General features: G+C 65.9%; 20 protein-coding genes and 2 pseudogenes. 12 read left to right on the forward strand and 10 right to left on the reverse strand.

What is annotated here, in order from left to right:
• Window positions 1–175 precede the first annotated feature (175 nt).
• A complete protein-coding gene (locus KY49_RS17895) occupies window positions 176–628 on the forward strand; it encodes a VOC family protein (protein WP_042585984.1) in 453 nt (150 codons plus the stop codon).
• 63 nt (window positions 629–691) lie between these two features.
• Here the strand turns inward: KY49_RS17895 and mctP are convergent, their stop codons facing one another.
• The 3 genes from mctP to KY49_RS17910 form a co-directional block, all read right to left on the reverse strand.
• Window positions 692–2242: a monocarboxylate uptake permease MctP gene (gene mctP, locus KY49_RS17900; protein ID WP_042585985.1), complete on the reverse strand. Its 1551-nt coding sequence runs from the start codon at window positions 2240–2242 to the stop codon at window positions 692–694.
• A complete protein-coding gene (locus KY49_RS17905) occupies window positions 2239–2481 on the reverse strand; it encodes a DUF3311 domain-containing protein (protein WP_042585986.1) in 243 nt (80 codons plus the stop codon). Before KY49_RS17905 ends, mctP begins: the two co-directional genes overlap by 4 nt.
• A 202-nt stretch (window positions 2482–2683) precedes the next feature.
• Window positions 2684–3601, reverse strand: coding sequence for a spermidine synthase (locus KY49_RS17910; protein WP_042585987.1), 918 nt, complete (start codon window positions 3599–3601; stop codon window positions 2684–2686).
• Between the two features lie 151 nt (window positions 3602–3752).
• On the opposite strand from KY49_RS17910, the pseudogene KY49_RS17915 reads away from it, so the two are divergent.
• Window positions 3753–5028, forward strand: a pseudogene (locus KY49_RS17915) (IS256 family transposase).
• Between the two features lie 240 nt (window positions 5029–5268).
• The gene (locus tag KY49_RS37445; RefSeq protein WP_156162567.1) at window positions 5269–6708 is read left to right on the forward strand and encodes a hypothetical protein; all 1440 of its coding nucleotides are present in this window, start codon (window positions 5269–5271) and stop codon (window positions 6706–6708) included.
• An 88-nt stretch (window positions 6709–6796) separates the two neighbouring features.
• Here KY49_RS37445 and KY49_RS17920 read toward each other — a convergent pair.
• Window positions 6797–7154 (reverse strand): annotated as a pseudogene (locus KY49_RS17920) (DNA-deoxyinosine glycosylase); the annotation flags it as partial.
• Window positions 7155–7371: 217 nt separating this feature from the next.
• Here KY49_RS17920 and KY49_RS17925 point away from each other — a divergent pair.
• Window positions 7372–8529, forward strand: coding sequence for a PDDEXK nuclease domain-containing protein (locus KY49_RS17925; protein ID WP_042585988.1), 1158 nt, complete (start codon window positions 7372–7374; stop codon window positions 8527–8529).
• Window positions 8530–8537: 8 nt separating this feature from the next.
• On the opposite strand, the gene KY49_RS17930 is transcribed toward KY49_RS17925, so the two are convergent.
• The 4 genes from KY49_RS17930 to KY49_RS17945 form a co-directional block, all read right to left on the reverse strand.
• Window positions 8538–9014 carry a DNA-deoxyinosine glycosylase gene (locus tag KY49_RS17930; RefSeq protein WP_042585989.1) on the reverse strand — a complete coding sequence of 159 codons (477 nt, stop codon included), beginning with the start codon at window positions 9012–9014 and terminating at the stop codon, window positions 8538–8540.
• A complete protein-coding gene (locus KY49_RS17935) occupies window positions 9014–9601 on the reverse strand; it encodes a chorismate--pyruvate lyase family protein (RefSeq protein ID WP_042585990.1) in 588 nt (195 codons plus the stop codon). The genes KY49_RS17930 and KY49_RS17935 overlap by 1 nt, the downstream gene beginning before the upstream one ends.
• An 8-nt stretch (window positions 9602–9609) precedes the next feature.
• Complete coding sequence (htpG, locus tag KY49_RS17940; RefSeq protein WP_042585991.1) at window positions 9610–11508, reverse strand: molecular chaperone HtpG; 1899 nt, start codon at window positions 11506–11508, stop codon at window positions 9610–9612.
• A 126-nt stretch (window positions 11509–11634) separates the two neighbouring features.
• Window positions 11635–13092 carry an aminotransferase-like domain-containing protein gene (locus KY49_RS17945; RefSeq protein ID WP_042585992.1) on the reverse strand — a complete coding sequence of 486 codons (1458 nt, stop codon included), beginning with the start codon at window positions 13090–13092 and terminating at the stop codon, window positions 11635–11637.
• A gap of 219 nt (window positions 13093–13311) precedes the next feature.
• On the opposite strand from KY49_RS17945, the gene KY49_RS17950 reads away from it, so the two are divergent.
• The 7 genes from KY49_RS17950 (at window position 13312) to KY49_RS17980 (ending at window position 21627) form a co-directional block, all read left to right on the forward strand.
• Window positions 13312–13998, forward strand: coding sequence for a VOC family protein (locus tag KY49_RS17950; RefSeq protein WP_042585993.1), 687 nt, complete (start codon window positions 13312–13314; stop codon window positions 13996–13998).
• Window positions 13999–14031: 33 nt separating this feature from the next.
• Window positions 14032–14940, forward strand: coding sequence for a DMT family transporter (locus KY49_RS17955; RefSeq protein WP_010091083.1), 909 nt, complete (start codon window positions 14032–14034; stop codon window positions 14938–14940).
• Window positions 14941–15092: 152 nt separating this feature from the next.
• Window positions 15093–16274 (forward strand): aminotransferase-like domain-containing protein, encoded by a 1182-nt coding sequence (locus KY49_RS17960; protein ID WP_042585994.1) that lies wholly within the window; start codon window positions 15093–15095, stop codon window positions 16272–16274.
• A gap of 41 nt (window positions 16275–16315) precedes the next feature.
• Window positions 16316–16783 (forward strand): RidA family protein, encoded by a 468-nt coding sequence (locus KY49_RS17965; protein WP_042585995.1) that lies wholly within the window; start codon window positions 16316–16318, stop codon window positions 16781–16783.
• Between the two features lie 16 nt (window positions 16784–16799).
• Complete coding sequence (locus KY49_RS17970) at window positions 16800–17681, forward strand: PhzF family phenazine biosynthesis protein (protein WP_042586840.1); 882 nt, start codon at window positions 16800–16802, stop codon at window positions 17679–17681.
• A gap of 220 nt (window positions 17682–17901) precedes the next feature.
• Window positions 17902–20241, forward strand: coding sequence for a bifunctional diguanylate cyclase/phosphodiesterase (locus KY49_RS17975; protein ID WP_042585996.1), 2340 nt, complete (start codon window positions 17902–17904; stop codon window positions 20239–20241).
• 183 nt (window positions 20242–20424) lie between these two features.
• Window positions 20425–21627, forward strand: a complete 1203-nt coding sequence (locus KY49_RS17980) for a chromate transporter (protein ID WP_042585997.1) — start codon at window positions 20425–20427, stop codon at window positions 21625–21627.
• 18 nt (window positions 21628–21645) lie between these two features.
• On the opposite strand, the gene KY49_RS17985 is transcribed toward KY49_RS17980, so the two are convergent.
• The gene (locus tag KY49_RS17985; RefSeq protein WP_042586841.1) at window positions 21646–22083 is read right to left on the reverse strand and encodes a multidrug/biocide efflux PACE transporter; all 438 of its coding nucleotides are present in this window, start codon (window positions 22081–22083) and stop codon (window positions 21646–21648) included.
• A gap of 111 nt (window positions 22084–22194) precedes the next feature.
• Here KY49_RS17985 and KY49_RS17990 point away from each other — a divergent pair, with 111 nt between their 5' ends.
• Window positions 22195–23079 carry a LysR family transcriptional regulator gene (locus KY49_RS17990; protein WP_042585998.1) on the forward strand — a complete coding sequence of 295 codons (885 nt, stop codon included), beginning with the start codon at window positions 22195–22197 and terminating at the stop codon, window positions 23077–23079.
• A gap of 34 nt (window positions 23080–23113) precedes the next feature.
• Here the strand turns inward: KY49_RS17990 and KY49_RS17995 are convergent, their stop codons facing one another.
• Entirely contained in the window at window positions 23114–23572 is a 459-nt protein-coding gene (locus tag KY49_RS17995) for a CopD family protein (RefSeq protein ID WP_042586842.1), read from the reverse strand.
• Between the last annotated feature and the right edge of the window lie 16 nt (window positions 23573–23588).

Here is a 23588-nt window from a genome sequence, read left to right on the forward strand (position 1 = left end):
ACGTCAGCAGGCGGCAGCCAGTCTGACAACAGCCGTCAGCAGTCTTGCCGGAAACGGCCGCGAATCTTGCGTTCGCGGCCGTTTTTTCATCCCGCTGTCAGACCCACGCACTACAATCCACGTCACGGGCGCACCGGCCGCTTCCCGGGCGCTCATCCCGGAACAGGAGACAACGATGCAAGTTCAACCGTACCTGACCTTCTACGGCCAGGCCGAAGCTGCCCTTCAGTTCTACGAAAAGGCGCTCGGCGCGAAGACGATGTTCAAGATGCACTTCAGGGATGCGCCGCCGAACCCCGACCAGCCGATCACGCCCGAGATGGCGGACAAGGTCATGCATGCGAGCTTCACGATCGGCGATTCGATGCTGATGTGCTCGGACGGCGACTGCCGCAATACGGGCGGCACGCACAGCGGCTATTCGCTGTCGCTGAACCCGGCGAGCGTCGATGAAGGCAAGAAGCTGTTCGACGCGCTCGCCGACGGCGGCGAAGTGACGATGCCCTTTCAGAAGACTTTCTGGGCGCTCGGCTTCGGGATGCTGAAGGACCGCTTCGGCGTGCACTGGATGATCAACGTCGAGGATCTGTCGCAACGCGAGGATCTCGCGAAGCGCGCAGCGGGCTGACGAGAAAAATCGCCCGCCGCCTTCCGGTGGCGGGCGCTTGCGTTTCCGCGCGTTCGACGTGCGTCAGCTCTCGACGACGTCGAGATAATCCTCCGGCCGCGTGCGGTCTTCCGCATGCGCCATCCCCGTCACCCGCACGAGCACGCTCGCGACGATCGCGACCACGAGGTTCACGACCAGCGACCACACCGCCGCATAGCCGGGAATCGCATAGCCGAACAGGTGGATCGTGAAGATCGAGCTCGCGAGCTTCAGCGAGATCGCCATCCATGTGCCGCACACGATGCCTGCCGCCCAGCCGAGCAGCAGGCCGCGATAGTCGAGCACGCGCGTGTAGAGGCCGAGCACGATCGCGGGCAGCGTCTGGATGATCCAGATCCCGCCGAGCAGCTGCAGCTGGATCGCGTAGGTCAGCGGCAAGCCGATGACGAACGCGACCGCCCCGACCTTCACGATCAGCGACACGAGCTTCGCGACGTGGGTCTCCTGGTCGTGCGTCATGTTGCGGTTGACGAACTCGCGGTGGATGTTGCGCGTATACAGGTTCGCGGCCGCGATCGACATGATCGCCGCCGGCACCAGCGCGCCGATGCCGATCGCCGCGAACGCGACGCCGGCGAACCACGACGGGAAATACTCGAGGAACAGCGCGGGCACCGCGAAGTTCGGGCCGAACGCCTTGAAGTACGACGCATACTGCGGCATGTCCTTCACGCCCGACGCGAGCGCCATGTAGCCGAGCAGCGCGAGCAGGCCGAGCACGAACGAGTACGCGGGCAGCATCGCCATGTTGCGGCGGATCGAGTTGCCGGACGACGACGAAAGGATCGCCGTGACCGAATGCGGATACAGGAACAGCGCGAGCGCCGAGCCGATCGCGAGCGATGCGTACGCGCTGTAGCCGTTCAGGCTCGTCGCATCCGGCGCCTTCAGCAGCAGCTTCGCGGGCGGCACGTGGCCGAAGATCTGCCCGAAGCCGCCGAGCTTCGCTGGGATCACGATGACCGCCGCCGCGATCGTGACGTAGATCAGCACGTCCTTCACGATCGCGATCATCGCGGGTGCGCGCAGGCCCGACGTGTACGTGTACGCGGCGAGGATCGCGAACGCGATGATGAGCGGCAGGTCGCCGACGAAGCCGGTCGTGTCGAAGCCGAGCGCGCCGATCACGACCTCGATGCCGACGAGTTGCAGCGCGATGTACGGCATCGTCGCGACGATGCCCGTCACCGCGATCGCGAGCGCGAGCATCCGGCTGCCGTAGCGCGCATTGACGAAGTCGGCGGCGGTCACGTAGCCGTAGCGCTTCGCGACGCTCCACAGCTTCGGGAACACGACGAACGCGAACGGATAGATGACGATCGTATACGGCAGCGCGAAGAAGCCCATCGCGCCCGCGCCGAACACGAGCGCCGGCACCGCGACGAACGTGTAGGCGGTATAGAGGTCGCCGCCGAGCAGGAACCACGTGACGATCGTGCCGAAGCGGCGGCCGCCGAGGCCCCACTCGTCGAGATGCGCGAGATCGCCGCGCCGCCAGTTCGCGGCGAGGAAGCCGATGATCGTGACGGCGATGAAGAGCAGGACGAAAACGAAGGTCGCGGCAAGGTTCATCGACGGCCTCCTTGCGTGCCGCCCCCCGTCCACGCGTTCTTGGTCTTGAGGTAGACGAACGCGGTGATCACCGCGCTAATGAGGACCCACAGAAGCTGGTACCAGTAGAAGAACGGAAAGCCGAGCCATTGCGGATCGACCTTGTTGTACGACGGCACCCAGACCATCGCGATCGGCGGCAGCACCAGCAGCCAGAGCCAGCGCTTCGCGGCCCGGTTGGCGTCGGCATCGTGAGCCATGACCTCTCCTCATCATTCCCGGTTATCGAAGTTCTTGTCTTGAACGGGTACGGCGGCGAGAGGAGCGGCGAAACGGGTAAGCTGCGGCTCCCCTGGCTTCGCGCCAGTATAGGAGCCGCGTGAGCGCGGTCAAGCGGGGACGAACCCGGACGATCCGTCCCTGTCGCGCGCTCGCGCCGGCATTCGGCCGGCGCATGAGGCGTCAGATCGAGAACGACGCCGCGTTCGGCGCGACCGATGCTTTCAAAGCTTTCACCCACTTGCGCGCGGGCAGGTCGACGGCCGCCTCGATCACTTTCGCGCGCGCGTCGAGCTGCGCGAACGTCACGTCGAGCGCGGGCCCCGAGAACGCGAGCGCGATCCGGTTGCCGTCGTGCACTTCCGGCAGCGCGATCACGCGATTGTCGAACGCCGCGTTCAGGTGCTTCATGTTGCGCACGAAGCTCGGATGATCGCCGAACAGGTTGATCGTCGCGATGCCCGCGTCGGCGAGGCAGCCGCGCACCGCGCGGTAGAACGCGACGCTGTCGAGCACCGGGCCGCGCGCGGTCGCATCGTACAGGTCGATCTGGATCGCGCCCGTGGTGCCGCGGTTGGCCGCGTCGTTGACGAAGTCCCACGCGTCCGCTTCGTGGACGGCGAGGCGCGCGTCGTCGGACGGCAGCGCGAACATCGTGCGCGCGGCGACGATCACGGCCGGGTTCAGCTCGACCGCCTCGACCTTCGCGTGCGGCAGGAAGCGGTGCGCGAACTTGGTCAGGGCGCCCGTGCCGAGCCCGAGCTGCACGATGCGCGCGGGCGTTTCGAGGAACAGCAGCCAGGCCATCATCTGCTGCGCATATTCGAGCTCGATATGGAGCGGCTTCGAGATCCGCATCGCGCCCTGCACCCATTCGGTGCCGAAGTGCAGGTAGCGCACGCCGCGCTCCTCGGAGAACGTCACCGGCGCGAAGCGCGGCTTGCGCGGCGCGTCGAGGACGGGCACGTCGTCGTGTTCGTCGATGTCCGCGCGGCGCTTCACGCGCGGCGGCTTGAGTTTCGAGGAGCCGTTGTACGCGGACGGCTCGTCGCGCTTGAATGCGCGCGCCTCGGCGGACGCGCGCTTGATCAGTCGGGTCATGAATGAATCTCGCAGGGGTGAGGCGGGTTTTGCGGACGAGAGGATAGCATTCGCGGCGGGGGAAGCCGTGTAACCACAACAAATACAAAGCGATCGGACCTATCCGTCATTTTGTGGGCGAGGCATATCATGAGGGTTAAAAATCATGGGTATGCCGATGAAGAAGAAGAGACGAACGGTGGCCTCGCAGGCAGCGGCCCGAGGGCCGCTGCCTGAACTGCCCAAGGAACTGCTGGACCAACTTGTCAAGGGGCCAATGACGCCGGCTGAGGTGCAGGACCTGATGCTGGCGTTCAACAAGGCGCTCATCGAACGCGCAATGGGCGCCGAGATGAATCTGCATCTGGGCCTATCAGCCGGGCCAGTCCAAGCCGCCCGGCCAGGCCAACGAACGCAACGGCGCCAGCGGCAAGACCGTCATCACCGATCGCGGCCCGGTCCGGGTCGAGGTGCCTCGTGACCGCGATGGCAGCTTCGAGCCGATCCTGATTCCCAAGCACGAACGCCGCTTCACCGGCTTCGACGAGCGCATCATCGCGATGTACGCGCGCGGCATGAGCGTGCGCGAGATTCAAGGGTTTCTGGCCGAGCACTACGGCACCGAAGTGTCGCCCGACTTCATCAGCTCGGTCACCGACGAGGTGATGGCCGAGGCGCTGAGCTGGCAGAGCCGCCCGCTCGAAACGATGTACCCGGTGGTGTTCTTCGATGCGCTGCGGGTCAAGATCCGCGACGACGGCGTGGTCAGCAACAAGGCGGTCTATCTGGCCTTGGGCATCCAGGCCGACGGCCAGCGCGACGTGCTGGGCCTCTGGATCGAGCAGACCGAGGGCGCCAAGTTCTGGCTCAAGGTGTTCAACGAACTGAAGACGCGCGGCTGCCAGGACATCCTGATCGCCGTGGTCGACGGCCTGAAGGGGCTGACCGAGGCCATCGGCGCCGCCTATCCTAGGACGGCGGTTCAGACCTGCATCGTGCATCTGATCCGCAACAGCCTGGAATATGCTGGCTGGAAGGACCGTAAAGCCGTGGCGCAGGCACTGCGCCCGATCTACGCGGCGGCCAGCGAAGGGGCGGCAAGTCAGGCGCTACAGGACTTCGCCGACGGCCCCTGGGGCGAGAAATACCCGACCATCGCGCAATCGTGGCAGCGCGCCTGGGAGCACGTCACACCGTTCTTCGTGTTTCCGCCGGAGATTCGACGGGTTGTGTACACGACCAACGCCATCGAAAGCCTGAACATGCAGTTGCGCAAGATCATCAAGACCCGCGGCCACTTCCCGAATGACGAGGCTGCCATCAAGCTGCTCTGGCTGGCGCTGCGCAACGTGCTGGCCAAGACCGTGCGGTCGGCCTTCGACTGGAAATCCGCCATGAACCAGTTTGCTATCCTGTTCGGTGAGCGATTCACGCAGGCGCGTGGCTAACGATTTGTTCAACCGCCTCACCCACAAAAATGCGGACAGGTTCAAGCGATCTGCGCTGTGCCCCCAAAACTGCCCGACGCACATGCCAACACGGCTACGGGTGCTGCAGGAAATTGCATCTACTCAATACCCTCAGCGAAAAAAACTGCCACCTCGTCTTCATAGCCACAAATCCATTATTTGTGATACGGTATCGAAAATAGTCCGCAATATCGAAGCCAACACAGGCACATAGAAAACATGACGACTAGACCTATCGCAATTACGGCACTACCCACCCGCTACGAGCCTCTTACCAGCACTTTTGGTGATCGCGCCAAGATGACGTTCGTCGCGGCACCTCATGATCTTGATATAGCAAAGCGCTTACTTGCCGCTGCGGAAAGCGCACGCCAAGGGAAACTGCTATTTGTAAGCGCCGAAAGTGGATCAGGAAAAAGTACTTTTGTACACAGCCTGGAAATATTCCTCAGCGACAAAATTCAAACCGTTATCCGCCTACCCGCCCCACACGAATTAGAAGTCAGCGAGATTCCAGCATTTTTAGCAAAACTTCCCCAAAAGCCAAAATTTACTGTCGTCAATTTTGATGGCCGAGAAGCACCTTATTTCAACGAGCCGGAATACCAAACCTTTCTTGGCGCATTGAATGGTGTATTAAGAAGTCGCTCAGATCTGGCGATCCTTTGGCCAGTAACCGATGAAGATTTCGCAAATAAGTTAATAACCCTCCTGAAGAAAGTTGGAGGATCCAGCGCTTTTGGATTGACGCCAATTTTCAAGCTCTCCGGCCCAACCAAAGATCAGTTTCCGCTGGTTCTCGAAAAAATTCTACAGATTGCCAATTGGACACTGGATGATGCAGCGATCTCCTCTACAGAAGTAGACGCCCTAATTCATGACAGTCATAGTATCGGGGCATTTCTGGACAGCCTTCAGCATTTGATTGCACAAAGATTCGATATTGGTGGGCTCGGGGTTTCCTTTCCAACCCTAGCCATTGCAATTTCATCTGGCGACGCAAAAATCCGAGAAACGTGCCGCTCTCTCCGCAGGGCCGATAGCTATTATATCGAAGCTTCACGGCTTCTTATGTATACAAAGAAATCGAATGTCGCAGAATGGTGGCAAAATCGATCAACGAACCTCAAATCTGCGCTACCCCATGTAATCGCGCTATTTAACGCACAGCTTGCCTCGATGTCAGCAAGTTCAGTAGTTCACGCGATTCTCCAGCATGGCAATTTTGGCCTGCAAGCAGCAGCCAGCTCGATTCGCTCGGACAAAGGTAACGCAAAGCGAGTAATGACGTCCTCGGAGCTTTTCAAGTTTATTCAAGGCGAAGCGGTCGACAATCGCGAATATGGCTCCAGCGTCGGAACTGAAACATATGAGGCATTCGCAAGAATTCAAGGTCTCTCAGAGACAGATCACCGCTCCATAAATGAGGCAATCCTTCAACTGGCTCAAGATACCGGAGCATCACTCAGCGACCTGAAATTTGAACACTCGTTGATCAGCGGACTGCAGTCAGACGCAACCTTTGAGTCTCCGACAGGAACTATCGCAGTCGAATTCCACCACAAATCAGAAACCGAATCAACACACAACAAAATTGCTATATATATTTTAGAAAAATTGAAGGAATATGCGATAAATTTCGGGCTGGCCGAACGCTAAACAAAGCTAGAGACAAGTCTTCATGCGGCACAAGTTAACTGAAATCACTCGCCCAATGCAAATTACTCCATCCACATATTTGTTGTGATCACGTAAGTGTTTGTTGCCGCAGAGCCAGCTTCTGCTCGAACGACAGCAGCGCCTTCGTCGGGCTCGACGAAGACAGCACGAGCGTGTCATATCCCGTCGCGCCGATCACCGCGGCAAACCGTCCCGCCGTCGCCCCGTTCAAGCACAACTTCTTCAGCTACGGCGCATGCACGCGCAGCGCATCGAAATCGTGGGCTTGTGGATCGCCGAGTCGAGGCTGCCCTCTCGATGGTCTGCGGTGAGCACGTCCCAGATGCCGATTCCGTGCTGCGCCGCACGCTCGAGACGCGCGCCGTACGTGAGCTCGTGCGCCGCAGCCCCCCAAGCACCTCGCCGAGCAACCGCCAGAACTGGCTAACGTTTTGGCAAATTTGACGCCTCGTCAGCACCGCCAACCTCGATCATCTCCAAAGTTCCGCGGTGTGGCTCTTGACGAGTACGCTTTCAATTACATTACAATGCGACACATGAATGTGTCTCTAACCTGCTGACGAATGCCAGAACCTGCACACCGTTCGTTTTTTCGAAAGGCAAGACATTCAGTGATGAAGCGCATCGAGGAGTGATGGTGTCATGAACGACGTGACAGTGCCCGAGAATGACTATAAGAAAACACTCAGCGATGTGGTCACGATGCTCGAGCAGGGTCGAAAGGCCGCGGCACGCAGCATCAATGCCCTGATGACGGCGACTTACTGGCAAATCGGCCGTCGCATCGTCGAATCCGAGCAAGGCGGCGATGCTCGCGCGGCGTATGGGCACGCGCTCCTGCAGCGCTTGTCTGCGGACCTGACCAGGCGATTCGGCCGTGGTTTCGGGGTCGACAATTTGGAGCTGATGCGACTGTTCTACCAGAGCTATCCGCCGGCCACGATTTCCGAATCATTGATTCGGAAATCTGAGGCAGCAGATCCGGAATCAAAATCCGTATCACCGATTCGGGATTTTTCGCTCCAGGAATTGGCTGAGAGTCTTCCGCTTTCCTGGACGCACTATGTCCACCTGATCCGACGTACGCGTTCGTCCGAAGAGCGCAGCTTTTACGAAGCCGAGGCGTTGCGAGGCGGCTGGAGCGTGCGCCAGCTAGACAGACAGATCGGCAGTCAGTTCTATACTCGGGCGCTGATGTCCAGGAACAAGCGCGCGACACTCGATGAGGGTGGCATCGCGCAGCGCGGCGATGCAATGACGCCCGAGGAAGCGATCAAGGATCCATACGTTCTCGAATTCCTCGACCTCAAAGACGAATATTCGGAAACGCAGCTCGAGGAGGCGTTGATCCAACGGCTTGAGGATTTCCTGCTCGAACTCGGCGGCGACTTCACGTTCGTGGGCCGACAGCGAAGACTACGCATCGGCGACAGCTGGTTTCGCGTGGACCTGCTCTTCTTTCACCGGCGTTTGCGATGCCTTGTCATCATCGATCTCAAGCTGACCGAACTGAATCATGCTGACGTCGGCCAGATGCATATGTACTGCAACTATGCGAAGGAGCATTGGACGCTTCCGGGCGAGAATCCGCCGGTAGGGCTCATATTATGTGCTCGAACCAATGCCGCGATCGCGCGATACGCCCTTGAGGGACTGCCTAACAAAGTGCTCGCCGCCGAATATCATATGGTCCTTCCGGACGAGGAAATACTCGCGCGGGAGCTGGCCAAGACGCGACGCGAATGGGAAGCTCAACACGCTATCCCGACAAGCTCCGTCCGGGCGGAAAGTGGGACGTGATCTGTCGGTCAAAGCCTGATCCGACGCCACAGCACCAGCTTCTGCTCGAACGACAGCATCGCATTCGCCGGGCTCGACGAAGGCAGCACCAGCGTCTCATACCCCGCCGCCCCGATCACCTCGGCGAACCGCCCCGCCGTCTTCCCGTTGAAGCACACCTTCTTCAGCAGCGGCGCGTGCTCGCGCAGCGCATCGAAATCGTTCGGCTTCGCATTCCGGATCGCCGAATCGAGACTCCCTTCGCGGTGGCACGCGGCGAGCACGTCCCAGATGCCGATGCCGTGCTTCAGCACGCGTTCGAGCCGCGCGTCATAAGCGAGCTCATGCAACGCAGGCTCCCCAAGCACCTCGCCGAGCAGCCGCCAGAACTGGTTGCGCGGATGCGCGTAATACTGCGCGGCGTCCAGCGACGCCTCGCCCGGAAAGCTGCCTAGGATCATCGTATGGGTGGCCGGCCCGACGACCGGCGCAAAGCCTTGCAGCATCACGCGGCCCCCGATGGGCGCAGTGCGTCGCCATACGCTTCGACATGCCGCCACAGCGCGGGCAGCATGCATTCGGTCACCATCAGCGGCGCGCCGTGCCGCTGAAACACCGAGCGCCGCGCGGCGAACGCGTGCGGCGCGCGCGCGCCGCCGAGCGCATGGCTCGCGAGCGCATACAGCGGATGGCCGGCGATCACGCGCCGGCTGACGAGCGCCGAGCGCTCGACCTGCGGATCGCTGTACAGCAGCTCCGCGAGCGGCCGCGTGCGCAGCCGCCGCATCGCCTGCCAGATGCCCTTGCTCGCGGCGAGCGGCGCGATGCTGTGCGCGGCGACGTACGGCTTGCCGTCGACCGACAGGATCACCTCGCGCACCCACATCGGCGCGCGCGGCACGCACGCGAGCGCCGCGTGCTCGTCGAACCACGGGCCATCGACCGCCTCGCGCGTCACGCGCACGCTCACGCGGCCGAGCCGCGCGAGATGCGCGGTCAGCGAGCCGCCGCGCGTCAGCCAGTCCCGCTGGTCGAGCGTGCAGCCGGGCCGCGGCGTCTCGCGCCAGCCCGACTGCGCGCCGTCGAAGCGCATTCGGGCGCTCACGCGGCGCGCGACAGCAGCAGCGCGTTGGTCCGCTTCACGAAGCTCGCCGGATCGTCCAGCATGCCGCCCTCCGCAAGCAGCGCCTGGTCGAACAGCAGGTGGCACCAGTCGCCGAAATCGGCGCTGTCGGCGTTCAGCTGCTTGACGAGCGCATGCTCCGGATTGATCTCGAGGATCGGCTGGAACGACGGGGCCGACTGGCCGGCCGCCTTCAGCATCCGCTGCAGGTAGCCGCTCATGTCGTTGTCGTCCGCGACGAGGCACGACGGCGAATCGGTCAGGCGGAACGTGACGCGCACGTCCTTCACCTTGTCGCCGAGCGCTTCCTTCATCTTGTCGACGACCGGCTTGATCGCGTCGCCTGCCTGCTCCTGCGCCTTCTTCTCGTCGTCGTTCAGCTCGCCGAGATCGAGGTCGCCGCGCGCGACGCTCGCGAGCGGCTTGCCGTCGAATTCATGCAGGAACGACAGCATCCACTCGTCGACGCGGTCGGTCAGCAGCAGCACCTCGACGCCCTTCTTGCGGAACACCTCGAGATGCGGGCTGTTCTTCGCGGCCTGCCACGTATCGGCCGTCACGTAGTAGATCTTGCTCTGCTCGGGCTTCATGCGCGCGACGTAGTCGGCGAGCGCCACGTCCTGCTCGTCGGTATCGCCGTGCGTCGACGCGAAGCGCAGCAGCTTCGCGATGCGCTCGCGGTTCGCGTGATCCTCGCCGAGCCCTTCCTTCAGCACCTGGCCGAACGCGCGCCAGAACGTCTTGTACTTCTCCTTGCCGGCATCCTCTTGCGCGTTCGCGAGCTCCTCGAGCATCGACAGCGCGCGCTTCGTCACGCCTTCGCGGATCGCCTTCACGTCGCGGCTTTCCTGCAGGATTTCACGCGACACGTTGAGCGGCAGGTCCGCCGAATCGACCACGCCCTTCACGAAGCGCAGGTATTGCGGCAGCAGTTGTTCCGCGTCGTCCATGATGAACACGCGCTTCACGTACAGCTTCAGGCCGCCGCGGTAGTCGCGGTTCCACAGGTCGAACGGCGCATGCGACGGCACGAACAGCAGCTGCGTGTATTCGCTGCGGCCCTCGACGCGGTTGTGCGTCCACGTGAGCGGGTCCTGGTGGTCGTGCGCGACGTGCTGGTAGAACTGCTTGTACTGCTCGTCGGTGACGTCGCTCTTCGAGCGGGTCCACAGCGCGCTGGCCTGGTTGACGGTCTCGTCCTCGTCCTTCAGGACCATCTCGCCCTTTTCCTGATCCCATTCTTCCTTGCGCATCAGGATCGGCAGCGCGATGTGGTCCGAGTACTTCTGGATGATCGACTTCAGGCGGTACGACGACAGCAGCTCGTCCTCGCCTTCGCGCAGATGCAGCGTGATCGTCGTGCCGCGCTGCGCGCGCTCGATCGCGTCGACCGTGAAGTCGCCCTCGCCCGCGCTTTCCCAGCGCACGCCTTCGCTTGCCGGCAGGCCCGCGCGGCGCGTCTCGACGCTGATCTTGTCCGCGACGATGAAGCCCGAGTAGAAGCCGACGCCGAACTGGCCGATCAGCGCGGCGTCCTTCTGCTGGTCGCCGGACAGCTTCGAGAAGAATTCCTTGGTGCCCGAGCGCGCGATCGTGCCGAGGTTCGCGATCGCTTCGTCGCGGCTCATGCCGATGCCGTTGTCGTCGATGGTGATCGTGCGCGCGGCCTTGTCGTAGCCGATGCGGATGCGCAGGTTCGGATCGTTCTCGTAGAGCGCGTTGTTCGCGAGCGCCTCGAAGCGCAGCTTGTCGGCGGCGTCGGACGCGTTCGACACCAGTTCGCGCAGGAAGATTTCCTTGTTGCTGTAAAGCGAATGAATCATCAGGTGGAGGAGTTGCTTGACCTCTGCCTGAAAGCTCATCGTTTCGTGTGCCATGGATTCAGTTTCCTCTTACTTGAATGGTGTGTCCCCGTTGCGCGGCGCGCGAGGCCGGCCGGGTATTGCGCGCTTATTTGGGGGCGGGCCGAAGGATTTCAAGAGCCGCCAACGGGCGGCCCCGGTTCACGACGCCCGCCGTGCGGCCGAATCGATATACCGCGCCAGGAACCCCGGCAACGCCGGATCGCCGCAATTCGCGATATTGAACCGGGTCCACGTCGACGGCGACTGCTGCGGCGAGAACAGGCTGCCCGGCGTCAGCAGGAAGCCCGCCTCGTGCGCGGCGGCCGCGAGCGCGTCCGAATCGACGCCCGTGTCGGCCCACAGGAACATGCCCGACGCCGGCATCGTGAACAGCCGCAGGCCCGTGCGCTCGAGCATCCGCGCAGTCTTGTCGCGCACGCCGTCGAGCCGTGCGCGCAGCCGCTCGACGTGGCGGCGGTAATGCCCTTCGGTCAGGATCTTGTACAGCACGCGCTCGTTGAGCTCCGGCGTCGTCATGCCGACCAGCATCTTCTGGTCGGTCACCGCCTTCGCGATCTCCGGCGCGCAGGCCACGTAGCCGACCCGCAGGTTCGCGGCGAGCGTCTTCGAAAAGCTGCCGAGGTAGATCACGCGCTTCAACTGGTCGAGGCTCGCGAGCCGCGTCGCCGGATAGCTCGGCGGGCACAGGTCGCCGTACACGTCGTCCTCGACGACGAGGAAGTCGTACGCCTCCGCAAGCTTCAGGATCCGGAACGCCTGCGCGGCCGACAGCGATGTGCCGGTCGGGTTCTGCAGCACCGAGTTGATCACGAGCATCTTCGGCCGCCACATCTGCACGAGCGTCTCGAGCGCGTCGAGATCGGGGCCGTCCGGCGTGTACGGCATGCCGACGAGCTGCGCGCCCTGCGCCGCGAAGCGGCCGAACATCTGGAACCAGGCCGGATCGCCGACGATCACCGCGTCGCCCGGCCGCACGTAGATCCGTGCGATCAGGTCGATCGCCTGCGTGATGCCCGACACGAGCACGAGCTGGTCGGGCGTCACGCCGATCTCGACTTCCGCGAGCCGCGTCTGCAGCTGCTGGCGCAGCGGCAGGAAGCCCTGCGCGGTGCCGAAGCCGAGCATGTGCGCGCCGGCTTGCCGCCCGAGCGCGCGCAGCGCGCCGGTGATCAGCTCGCCGTCGAGCCAGCGGCTCGGCAGGTAGCCGAGCCCCGGCCCCTTTTCCGGGCTGACGGTGTGCAGCATGTTGCGCAGCAGCCAGACGACGTCGATCGTATTGTGGACGGGCGCCGCCTCGGCGCCGCGCGACGCCGGATCGAGCGGCTGCGGGCCGGCGACCCGCTCGCGCACGTAGAAGCCCGAACCGCGCCGCGAATCCAGGTAGCCCTGCGCGACGAGCCGCTCGTACGCCTCGACGACGGTGAAACGCGACACGCTCTTGTCGAGCGCGAGCTTGCGGATCGACGGCATCCGCATGCCGGGCCGGAACACCCGCTCGTCGATGCGCCGCCGCGCCCACTGGACGAGCTGCTCGACGAGCGTGAGGGTGGCGGTGTCGTGCGGGACGGGGATCTGATCGAGCGGAACGGTCGACATGGCAAGGCTCCAACTGTACCGAAGGGTATCGCCGCGATTGTACCGTTACTGTGCCGGTCGGCACGATTACAGTTGGTCGGACCATGCGGCGCGCGGCCGCCGCTGCCGGCGGCGGTGCCTGCCGGACAGGGCCGCCCGCCGGCGCCGCGCAAGCTCGACGCGCCGGCCGGCAGAGCGCCCTGCCACCGCGACACTTTGACTTTTCCGACCTCGACCTTCATGGCAGCCCATTCCCTGACACTCGATCATCTGGTCGTCGCCGCGCGCACGCTCGACGAAGGCGTGCGCCACGTCGCCGACGCGCTCGGCATCGAGCCGGCCGGCGGCGGCCGGCACCCGCTGATGCGCACCCACAACGCGCTGTTCGGCGTCTGGGGCGGCCTTTATCTGGAAGTGATCGCGATCGATCCCGACGCGCCGGCCGACGCCGGCGCGCCGCCGCGCCCGCGCCTGTTCGCGCTCGACGATCCGGCGCTGCAGGGGCGGCTCGCGCACGGCCCGTTCCTCGCGCACTGGGTCGCGCGGGTCGACCGGCCGCGCCAGCTCGCGCTGTGGCAGCGCCAGTACCCGGCCCGCATCCCGCCCGTCGTCGCGATGCGGCGCGGCGACCTGAGCTGGGGCCTGACGGTGCCCGACGACGGCGCGTTCCCCGCGTGGCAAGGCGCCGGCGACGGCCTCGTGCCTTCGCTGATCCAGTGGGACGGCCCGCGCCATCCGTCCGATGCGCTGCCACGCGACGGCGTCGCACTGAAGGCGCTCAAGGGCATCCATCCGCGCGCGGACACGGTGCGCGAACAGCTCGACTGGCTCGGCGCCGCCCACCTGCTCGACCTCGAGGCCGGCGACGGCGCGCCCGCGCTCGTCGCCGAGTTCGACACGCCCCAAGGCACGCGCACGCTGCGCTGAGCCGCTCACACGACGCAAGGAGACACCCTCGACATGAATTCGCGCGAAACCCGGGGCATGCTGCTCGGCCTCATCGGCGTGATGATCTTCAGCCTGACGCTGCCGATGACGCGCATCGTCGTCGCCGAACTGCATCCGCTCCTCAACGGGCTCGGCCGCGCGCTCGCCGCCGCGGTGCCGGCGGGCCTGCTGCTGTGGTGGCGGCGCGAGCCGCTGCCGACCCGCGCGCAGCTGAAAAGCCTCGCGATCGTGTCGTCCGGCGTGATCGTCGGGTATCCGGTGTTCTCCGCATGGGCGATGAAGACGGTGCCCGCGTCGCACGGCGCGGTCGTCAACGGGCTGCAGTCGCTGCTGGTCGCGCTGTACGCGGCGTGGCTGTCGCGCGAACGGCCGTCGAAGGCGTTCTGGGTCAGCGCGGTGACGGGCAGCGCGCTCGTGATCGCGTTCGCGCTGCGCGACGGCGGCGGCGCACTGCAGGCGGGCGACGCGCTGATGCTCGCCGCGGTCGGCATCGGCGCGCTCGGCTATGCGGAAGGCGCGCGCCTCGCGCGCCAGATCGGCGGCTGGCAGGTGATCTGCTGGGCGCTCGTCGTGTCCGCGCCGTTCCTGGTGCTGCCGGTCGGCTGGCTCGCGTGGATGCAGCACGCGGCGCACCCGGGCCCGCTCGCGCCGCGCACGTGGCTCGCGTTCGGCTACGTGACGCTGTTCTCGCAGTTCATCGGTTTCTTCGCGTGGTACGCGGGCCTCGCGATGGGCGGCACCGCGCGCGTCGGCCAGGTGCAGCTGCTGCAGATCTTCTTCACGATCGCGTTTTCGGCGCTGCTGTTCGGCGAGGCCGTCGCGCCGTCGACGTGGCTGTTCGCGGCCGCCGTGATCGCGACCGTGATGCTCGGCCGGCGGGCCGCGGTGGCTCCCGCGCCGCAACCCGCTCGCGCTGGCTGAATTGGTGCGCCATAATGGCCGTTTTGCCTGTCTGATTTTGCCCACCCGGCCGCGCCTGACCGATCGCCGTCGACCCAGCCTACCCGGCCGCGTCGCACCGACCGGCCCGGCCGACCATCATGACCGACCCTGATATCCGAACGAGGAGACATATGAATCCGAGCGACCTGCATCCGCCGCACTGGCAGCTTTCCGAACGCGCCCGCAAGCTGACGAGCTCTGCGATCCGCGAGATCCTGAAGGTCACGGAGCGCCCCGAAGTCATCTCGTTCGCCGGCGGCCTGCCCGCCCCCTCGACGTTCCCGGCCGAGCGCATGCGCGCCGCCGCCGACCGCGTGCTGCGCGATGCGCCGGCCGCGGCGCTGCAGTACAGCGCGACCGAAGGCTACCTGCCGCTGCGCGAGTGGATCGCCGAACGCTACAGCGTGCGCGTGTCGCAGGTGCTGGTCACGACCGGTTCGCAGCAGGCGCTCGACCTGCTCGGCAAGGCGCTCGTCGACCCGGGCAGCCCGGTCCTCGTCGAAACCCCGACCTACCTCGGCGCGCTGCAGTCGTTCTCGCTGTACGAGCCGCGCTACGTGCAGGTGCCGACCGACGAGCAGGGCCTGCTGCCCGAGGGCCTCACGCCCAACCTGACGCAAGGCGCGCGCCTGCTGTACGCGCAGCCGAACTTCCAGAACCCGACCGGCCGCCGCCTGCCCGTCGAGCGCCGCCGCGCGCTCGCCGCGTTCGCGCAGACGAGCCCGTTCCCGGTGCTGGAGGACGATCCGTACGGCGCGCTCAACTACCAGGGCGAGCCGCTGCCGACGATGCTGTCGATGGCGCCCGACCACATCGTGCACCTCGGCACGTTCTCGAAGGTGCTCGCGCCGGGCCTGCGGATCGGCTACATCATTGCCCCCGAGGAACTCCACTACAAGCTCGTGCAGGCGAAGCAGGCAACCGACCTGCACACGCCGACGCTCACGCAGCGCATCGCGCACGAAGTGATCAAGGACGGCTTCCTCGACGAGCACATCCCGACGATCCGCCAGCTGTACGGCGCGCAATGCGAGGCGATGCACGGCGCGCTCGCGCGCCACATGCCCGAAGGCGTGACGTGGAACCGCCCGGAAGGCGGGATGTTCATCTGGGTGAAGCTGCCGCAGCAGATCGACAGCATGAAGCTGCTCGAAGCGGCCGTGGCCAACCACGTCGCATTCGTGCCCGGCGCGCCGTTCTTCGCGGACGACGCGCAGCAGAACACGCTGCGCCTGTCGTTCGTCACGGTGCCGCCCGAGCAGATCGAGGAAGGCGTCGCGCGGCTCGGCAAGCTGCTGCGCGAGCGTCTCTGATCCCCCTTCCCTTTCACGACTCGCAACGAGGAATCGAACAGATGGCAAACGTCTACGACAAACTGAAGTCGCTCGGCATCGAGCTCCCGACCGCCGGCGCCCCGGCCGCCGCCTACGTGATGAGCGCGCAAAGCGGCAACACGGTCTACCTGTCCGGCCACATCGCGAAGAAGGACGGCAAGGTCTGGGCCGGCAAGCTCGGCGCCGACCTCACGACCGAGGACGGCAAGGCGGCCGCGCGGTCGATCGCGATCGACCTGCTCGCGACGCTGCACGCGCACACGGGCGACCTGAACAAGGTCACGCGCATCGTCAAGCTGATGAGCCTCGTCAACTCGACGCTCGACTTCACCGAGCAGCACCTCGTGACGAACGGCGCGTCGGAACTGATCGCGGAAGTGTTCGGCGACGCGGGCAAGCACGCGCGTTCGGCCTTCGGCGTCGCGCAGATCCCGCTCGGCGCGTGCGTCGAGATCGAGCTGATCGCCGAAGTTGCCGACGTTGCATAACGCCGCAAGCGCCGCGATGCCCGGCCGCCTCGTCCGCTTCAAGCAGGTCGACGTGTTCACGTCGGTGCCGTTCATGGGCAACCCGCTCGCCGTGATCTTCGACGCCGATTCGCTCGGCGACGAAGACATGCTCGCGATCGCCCGCTGGACCAACCTGTCGGAAACGACGTTCGTCTGCACGCCGACCGACCCGGAAGCCGACTACCGCGTGCGGATCTTCACGACGGCCGGCGAACTGCCGTTCGCCGGCCACCCGACGCTCGGCACCGCGCACGCGTTCCTGGAAAGCGGCGCGCGGCCGCGCACGCCGGGCCGGCTGATCCAGCAATGCGGGGTCGGCCGGGTCGCGCTGCGCGAGCAGGCCGGCGGCTGGGCGTTCGCCGCGCCGCCGGCCCGCGTCACGCCGCTCGACCGTTCGGACTACCCGGTGCTGGCTGCCGCGTTGCGCAGCGACGCGATCGACCTGGAAGCCGAGCCGTGCGCGGTCGACAACGGCGCGCCGTGGCTGGTCGTGCGGCTGAAGTCGGCCGACGCGTGCATCGGCCTGTCGCCCGATCCGGCCGCGCTGGCGGCGCTCACGCACCGTTACGGCATGGACGGCCTCGCGGTCTACGCGCCGCACGCCGAAGGCGGCCCCGCGACGTTCGAAATACGCTGCCTGATGACGGGCGGCAACTTCGGCTTCGGCGAGGATCCCGTGACCGGCAGCGCGAACGCCGCGCTGGCCGGCGTGCTGACCCGCCAGCAGCGCCGCCCCGGACCGTCGTACACCGCCCGCCAGGGCACGGCCATCGGCCGCGACGGCCGCATTCGCGTCGCCTACGACGACGACGGCACGACGTGGATCGGCGGCAGCGCCGTCACGATCGTCGACGGCAGTTTCCGGCTTTCCGTCTGATCATCGGATATTTCGCGGCGCGCCATGCGCACCGCGATTGCCGGCGCTATGCTTACCCAGCTATCGCAAAAACGATCCAGCCAGTAATATCGGGCCTAATCCGTCGCTTGAGGGTCTGTCCATAGATGCGTTTTTCCGCAGATGAACAGCCGCTGACGCGACCCCATATTCAGCCATCCTGCGGGATGGCGCATGCGCGCCAGGACGCCGCCCCTTTCCGATGAGCTCCGCCCGGTCATCCCATACGCCGTCGACCCGACCACTGCGCGCGCCGCGCAAGTCGCGCCGCCGGGCGCTGTTCGCGATCCCGCTGCTCGGGATGCTCGCGCTCGCGCTGCTGTGGGCGGTCATCGTCGCGCGGATGTCCGTCGAAAAGGACAGCGCGTACAAGGAGGCGGGGGCTTCCGCGGCGATCCTGTCGTCCGCGCTCGAGCAGCACACCGTCAAGGCGATCCACCAGGTCGACCAGATCACCCGCTTCGTCAAGTTCGAATTCGAGAAGTCGCCCGCGAACTTCAATCTCGCGCGGGCCGTCGAGAAAGGCGTCGTGCCGAGCGACACGCTGATCCAGGTCTCGCTCGTCAACGCGAAGGGCATCCTGTTCGCGAACACCGCCGAACGCCATCCGCAGCCGATCGACCTGTCCGACCGCGAGCACTTCAAGGTGCACGTGAACCGCAACGACGACCAGCTCTACATCAGCCGGCCCGTGCTCGGCCGCGTGTCGAGCCACTGGACGCTGCAGATGACGCGCCGCCTGAACAATCCCGACGGCAGTTTCGCGGGCGTGGTGGTCGTGTCCGAGGATCCGAGCTACTTCACGAACGATTTCTACAACAACGCGGCGATCGGCAAGGAAGGCGTGATCGCGGTCGTCTCCGACACCGGCGCCGTGCTCGCGCGCCGCACCGGCCTGCTCAACAACGCGCCGGGCGCGTTCTCGGCATCGGGCGTGTACCCGCTCGCCGAGCGGGTCTCGGGCACGATCGTCGATCCGATCGACAACGTGACGCGCATCGTGTCGTACCGCCATCTCGACGGCTATCCGCTCGCGGTGATGGTCGGCCTGTCGCAGGCCGAAGAGCTCGCCGACTACAACCATACGCGCAACGTCTACCTGCTGATGACGAGCTTCATCACGCTCGCGATGCTCGCGTTCTTCGGCGTCGCGACGGGGCTCATCGGCAAGCTGCTCGGCCGCGAGCGCGAGATGACCCAGCTCGCCGAATACGACCTGCTCACCGGCCTCGCGAACCGCTACGCGACGCTGCGCGGGCTGCGCAACGACGTGTCGATGCCGTCGAGCCTGTCGCGGCTCGGCCTGCTGTTCATCGACCTCGACAATTTCAAGACGGTCAACGATACGCTCGGCCACAACGCCGGCGACATCGTGCTGCAGATGACGGCGTCGCGCCTCGCCGACGCGGTCGGCGACGAAGGCGCGCTGTCGCGCATCGGCGGCGACGAGTTCGTCGTCGTGATGAAGGGCGATGACGTCGAGCGGCGCGCGGTGCGGCTCGCCGAGGCGATCATCCGGATGTTCGGCGAACCGTTCGACGTGCGCGGCAGCTCGTTCGTGCTGCACGCGAGCATCGGCATCGCGCTGCACACGGTCGCGAACGAGAGCGAGATCGACCTGCTGAAGAAGGCCGACCTCGCGATGTACAGCGCGAAGGACGCCGGCAAGAACTGCTACCAGTTCTACGCGCCGCACCTGTCGCACCGCGCCGATCACCTGATGCGCTGGGAACAGCAGCTGCGCGTCGCGCTCGCCGAAGGGCAGCTGTTCCTCGCGTACCAGCCGAAGATCGACCTCACCCACCGCCACATCACCGGCTTCGAGGCGCTCGCGCGCTGGGATCATCCGGAACACGGGATCATCTCCGCGAACGAATTCATCTCAATCGCCGAATCGACGGGCCTCATCGTTCCGATCGGCGATTTCGTGATCCGCACCGCGTGCGAGCAGATCGCGCGCTGGCGCGACGAAGGGCACGACACGCTGACGCTCGCCGTCAACATCTCGCCGGTGCAGTTCTGGCGCGGCGACCTGATCGAGACGATCTCGCGCACGCTGCAGGAAACCGGCATCGACGCCGGCCGCCTCGAACTCGAGATCACCGAGACCGCGATGATGGAGTATCCGGAGCTCGTCTCCGAGAAGATCGTCGCGCTCAAGAAGCTCGGCATCCGCATCGCGCTCGACGACTTCGGCACCGGCTACTCGTCGCTGTCCTACCTGCACCGTTTTTCGGTCGACACGCTGAAGGTCGACCGCTCGTTCGTGCAGGCGATCCCGAACGACCGCAGCGTGTGCGTGATGGTGTCGTCGATCGTGCATCTCGCGCGCTCGCTCGGCCTGACGGTCGTCGTCGAAGGCACGGAGACCGAGGAACAGGTCGCATGGCTGTCGGCGCTCGGGGAGATCGAAGCGCAGGGGTTCCTGTTCTCGCGTCCGGTGCCGGCCGACGCGATTCCCGCGCTGCTCGCCCGCTACGGCGTGCGCGGCGGCCGCGCGAAAATCGTCCCGCATCGCGCGACGGGCAGCACCGGCGCCTGAACAACGCCGCCCGGACGTGCGTTGTTTCGTTGTCCGTCCGGCTTGTTTACCTAGCGTTTTCGCGCATGGCCGCCGCGCGCCATCGGTCAGACAATGCCCAATGCAGGTACGTCCATGGCCAGACGTCCTATATTCAGGGCCCGTTCGCGCGAGTGACGACGGGTCCGCGTCTCTATACACGCCATGATGAGCGTCGAAGTCGAAGCCGCCCGGCACGTGGAGCAGGAATCCCTGTGGGCCTTTTTCAAGGTCGTCATGGGCATTTCCGCCGTGTCCTGGGGCGGGCTCGCGATGATGGCGCAACTCGAGCGCCACTACGTCGAACGCCTTCAGCGCATCGAGCCGTCCGCGTTCGGCGACATCGTGTCGCTGGCCTGGCTCATGCCCGGCCCCGTCGGCTGCAACGTCGCGATCCAGGTCGGCCAGACGCTGCACGGCCGCATCGGCGCGTGGCTCGCCGGCCTCGCGAGCGTGCTGCCGTTCTTCGTGATGATGACGCTGTTCGCGGTCTTCTACCGCACGCCGTTCGTGCGCACGCTCGCCGCGCCCGTGATGCTCAACCACTTCAGCATGGTGCTCGCCGCGCTGATCGGCGTCACCTGGGTCAAGCAGCTGCGCACGCTGGTGCGCGCGCGGCTCGAGCAGGCGATCGCGGCGGTGTCGACGCTTCTGCTCGCGTTCGCGCACAGCCCCGCATCGTTCGTCGTGACCCTGTTCGCCGCGTTCGCCGCCGGCTGGCTGACCGGGCCGTCGCAGGAGAACCGGGTCAACTTCACGCTGGCGAAGCGCGACCGCAAGCTGCTCGTCGTGCTCGCGGCGTTCGTCGCGCTGTTCGCGCTGCCGATTCCCGGCGACTATCAGGCGACGCTGCTGTGGGCGCGGCTCGCGGGCGCCGGCATGACGCTGTTCGGCGGCGGCTTTTCCGCGCTGCCGGTGCTCAAGGCGCTGTTCGTCACGCCCGAGACCGGCATCTCCGATCACGACTTCATGCTCGCGTTCGCGCTGTCGCCGGTGTCGCCGGGGCCGCTGCTGAACGTCGTGCCGTTTCTCGGCTACCTGACCGACGGCTGGCGCGGCGCGCTCCTTGCGACCGCCGCCCTGTTCATCCCGTCCGGCTGCCTCGTCGTGTTCGCGCAGCGCCACCTGTTCCGGCTCAGGCGCCATTCCCGCTTCGAGCACGGGATGCGGCTGCTGCGCGCGGCGACGACCGGGTTTCTGGTCGTCGCCGTCGTGAAGATCCTGCACCGCGAACCGGCCGACCCCGTCTACTGGCTCACCGGCGCGTTCGCGACGCTGTGCTTCGCGCGCTTCAAGCTGCCCGTCTACGCGGTGTACGGCGCCGTCGCGATCGCATGCGGCGCGTGGCTCTGGGCGGCCGCGCACTGATCGCCGGCCGCCCGCGGCTCACGCGGCGACGCGTCGCGCGAGCCGGCGCGCCCGCAGGCTGTCGTACGCGAGGTTGAAGCAGAACGTGTAAGGCAGGAAGAACAGCACGATGCCGAGGTCGAGCAGCAGCGCCTCGACGAGGCCGATGCCGAGCCACCATGCGGCGAGCGGCACGACCATCGCGACGAGCCCCAGTTCGAACGCGACCGCGTGCACGATCCGCAGGCCCACGTTGCGCACCCAGCCGAAGCGCCGCTCGAGCCGGTCGAACAGCGCGTTGAACGTCATGTTCCACGCCATCGCGATCAGCGACACCATCACCGTCAGCGCGCCGACGTGCGTCACCGGCATGTCGAGCAGCCACGCGCCGAGCGGCGCGCACAGCGCGATCGCGACCAGTTCGAACGTCAGCGCGTGCACGAGCCGTTCCGTCATCGTTTTATTCGTATGCTTCATCGAAAACCTCGGGTCTGTGTCATCCATGCCCGCCATTCTGATCGGCCTGACCGGATGATTCCAATTGGTTATCATCGGTTCTTCCGATAAGACGATGCCAGGAGATCCCGTATGCGCCACGCCCCCGAAGCGTTGCTCGCGTTCGCCGAGGCCGCGCTGCTCGGCTCCTTCACCGCCGCCGCGCGCAAGCTCGGCAAGCGCCAGTCGACGGTATCGGAGGCGATCGCGAACCTCGAGATCGATCTCGGCGTGCAACTGTTCGACCGCTCGACGCGCACGCCGACGCTGACCGACGCCGGGCGCGCGCTGCTGCCGCAGGTGCAGCGCGCGCTGGAGGCCGGCGCGGCGATCGACCGCATCGCCGCGCGGCTCGCGCGCGGCGAGGAGGCACGGCTGACGCTGGTGGTGTCCGACACCTACCAGTCGAAGCGCTACGAGCAGACGCTGACCGCGCTCGAACGGCGCTTCCCGGCGCTGGAGCTCGAATGCCAGATCGCGGAGCACGAGGACGTGCTGGACCTGATCCAGCAGGGCCGTGCGCAGCTCGGGTTGATGGCCGCGCGCGCGGCCTACCCCGCCGACATCGGCGCGGCGACGATCGCGGAGGAGTCGGAGTTCGGCCTGTTCGTCGGGCGCACGCACCCGCTCGCGGCCGCCGGCGACGCCGAGGTGCCGCATGCCGCGCTGCGCGATGCGCGCGAGCTGCGGCTCAACACCTATGCGATGCCGGACGGGCGCGGCGAAGACGGCCGGATCGTCGCCGGCGCCCACCGCTGGTCGGCGCCGAGCTACCTGATGCTGCTGGAGATGGCGGTGCTGGGATTCGGATGGGCGGAACTGCCCCGCTGGATGGTCGAGCATTTCGCGCGCGACCGGCTCTGCGAGCTGCGCGCCCGCGGCTGGCCGCGCCGGGTGCGGGTCGATGCGGTGTGGTCGCGCAGCCGGCCGCTCGGCCCGGCCGGCGCGTGGCTGCTCGACGCGATGCTCGCCGACTGAGCGGCGCGGCCGCGCACGCGGTCGGCCGCTGCCGTCAGAAGCCGCGCGACAGCACGGCCGCGCCGATCGTCACGACGCCGAGCACGATATTGACGACGACGAGCAGGCGCACCGCATTCACCGCGCGCGCGCCGTCCGGCCAGTTCTGCGCCTGCACCGCGCGGCGGATGCGCGGAAACAGCGCGAACCGCACGTGGCCGAAGATCAGCATCATCACGACGCCGAGCCCCGCCATCGCGTGCAGCGCCCAGGTCGCGTGCGCGCCGCCGAACTGCATCAGCAGGAAGCCGCCGGAGAGCAGGATCACGATCACCGACCCCGCGACCCAGTTGAAGAAGCGGCCGAACACGCCCTCGATCAACGGCAGCCGCAGCTGCGGCGACAGGTCGGACAGCGCCGGCCGCAGGCAGAAGTTGGCGAACACCATCCCGCCCACCCACACGGCGACGGCCAGCAGGTGAAGAAACAGCGCGACGGCGATTGCGTGGGACATGGCGAGCATCCTGTTA

This window comes from Burkholderia sp. MSHR3999, from assembly GCF_000833595.1.
In the GTDB taxonomy this organism is placed as follows: Bacteria; Pseudomonadota; Gammaproteobacteria; order Burkholderiales; family Burkholderiaceae; genus Burkholderia; species Burkholderia ubonensis.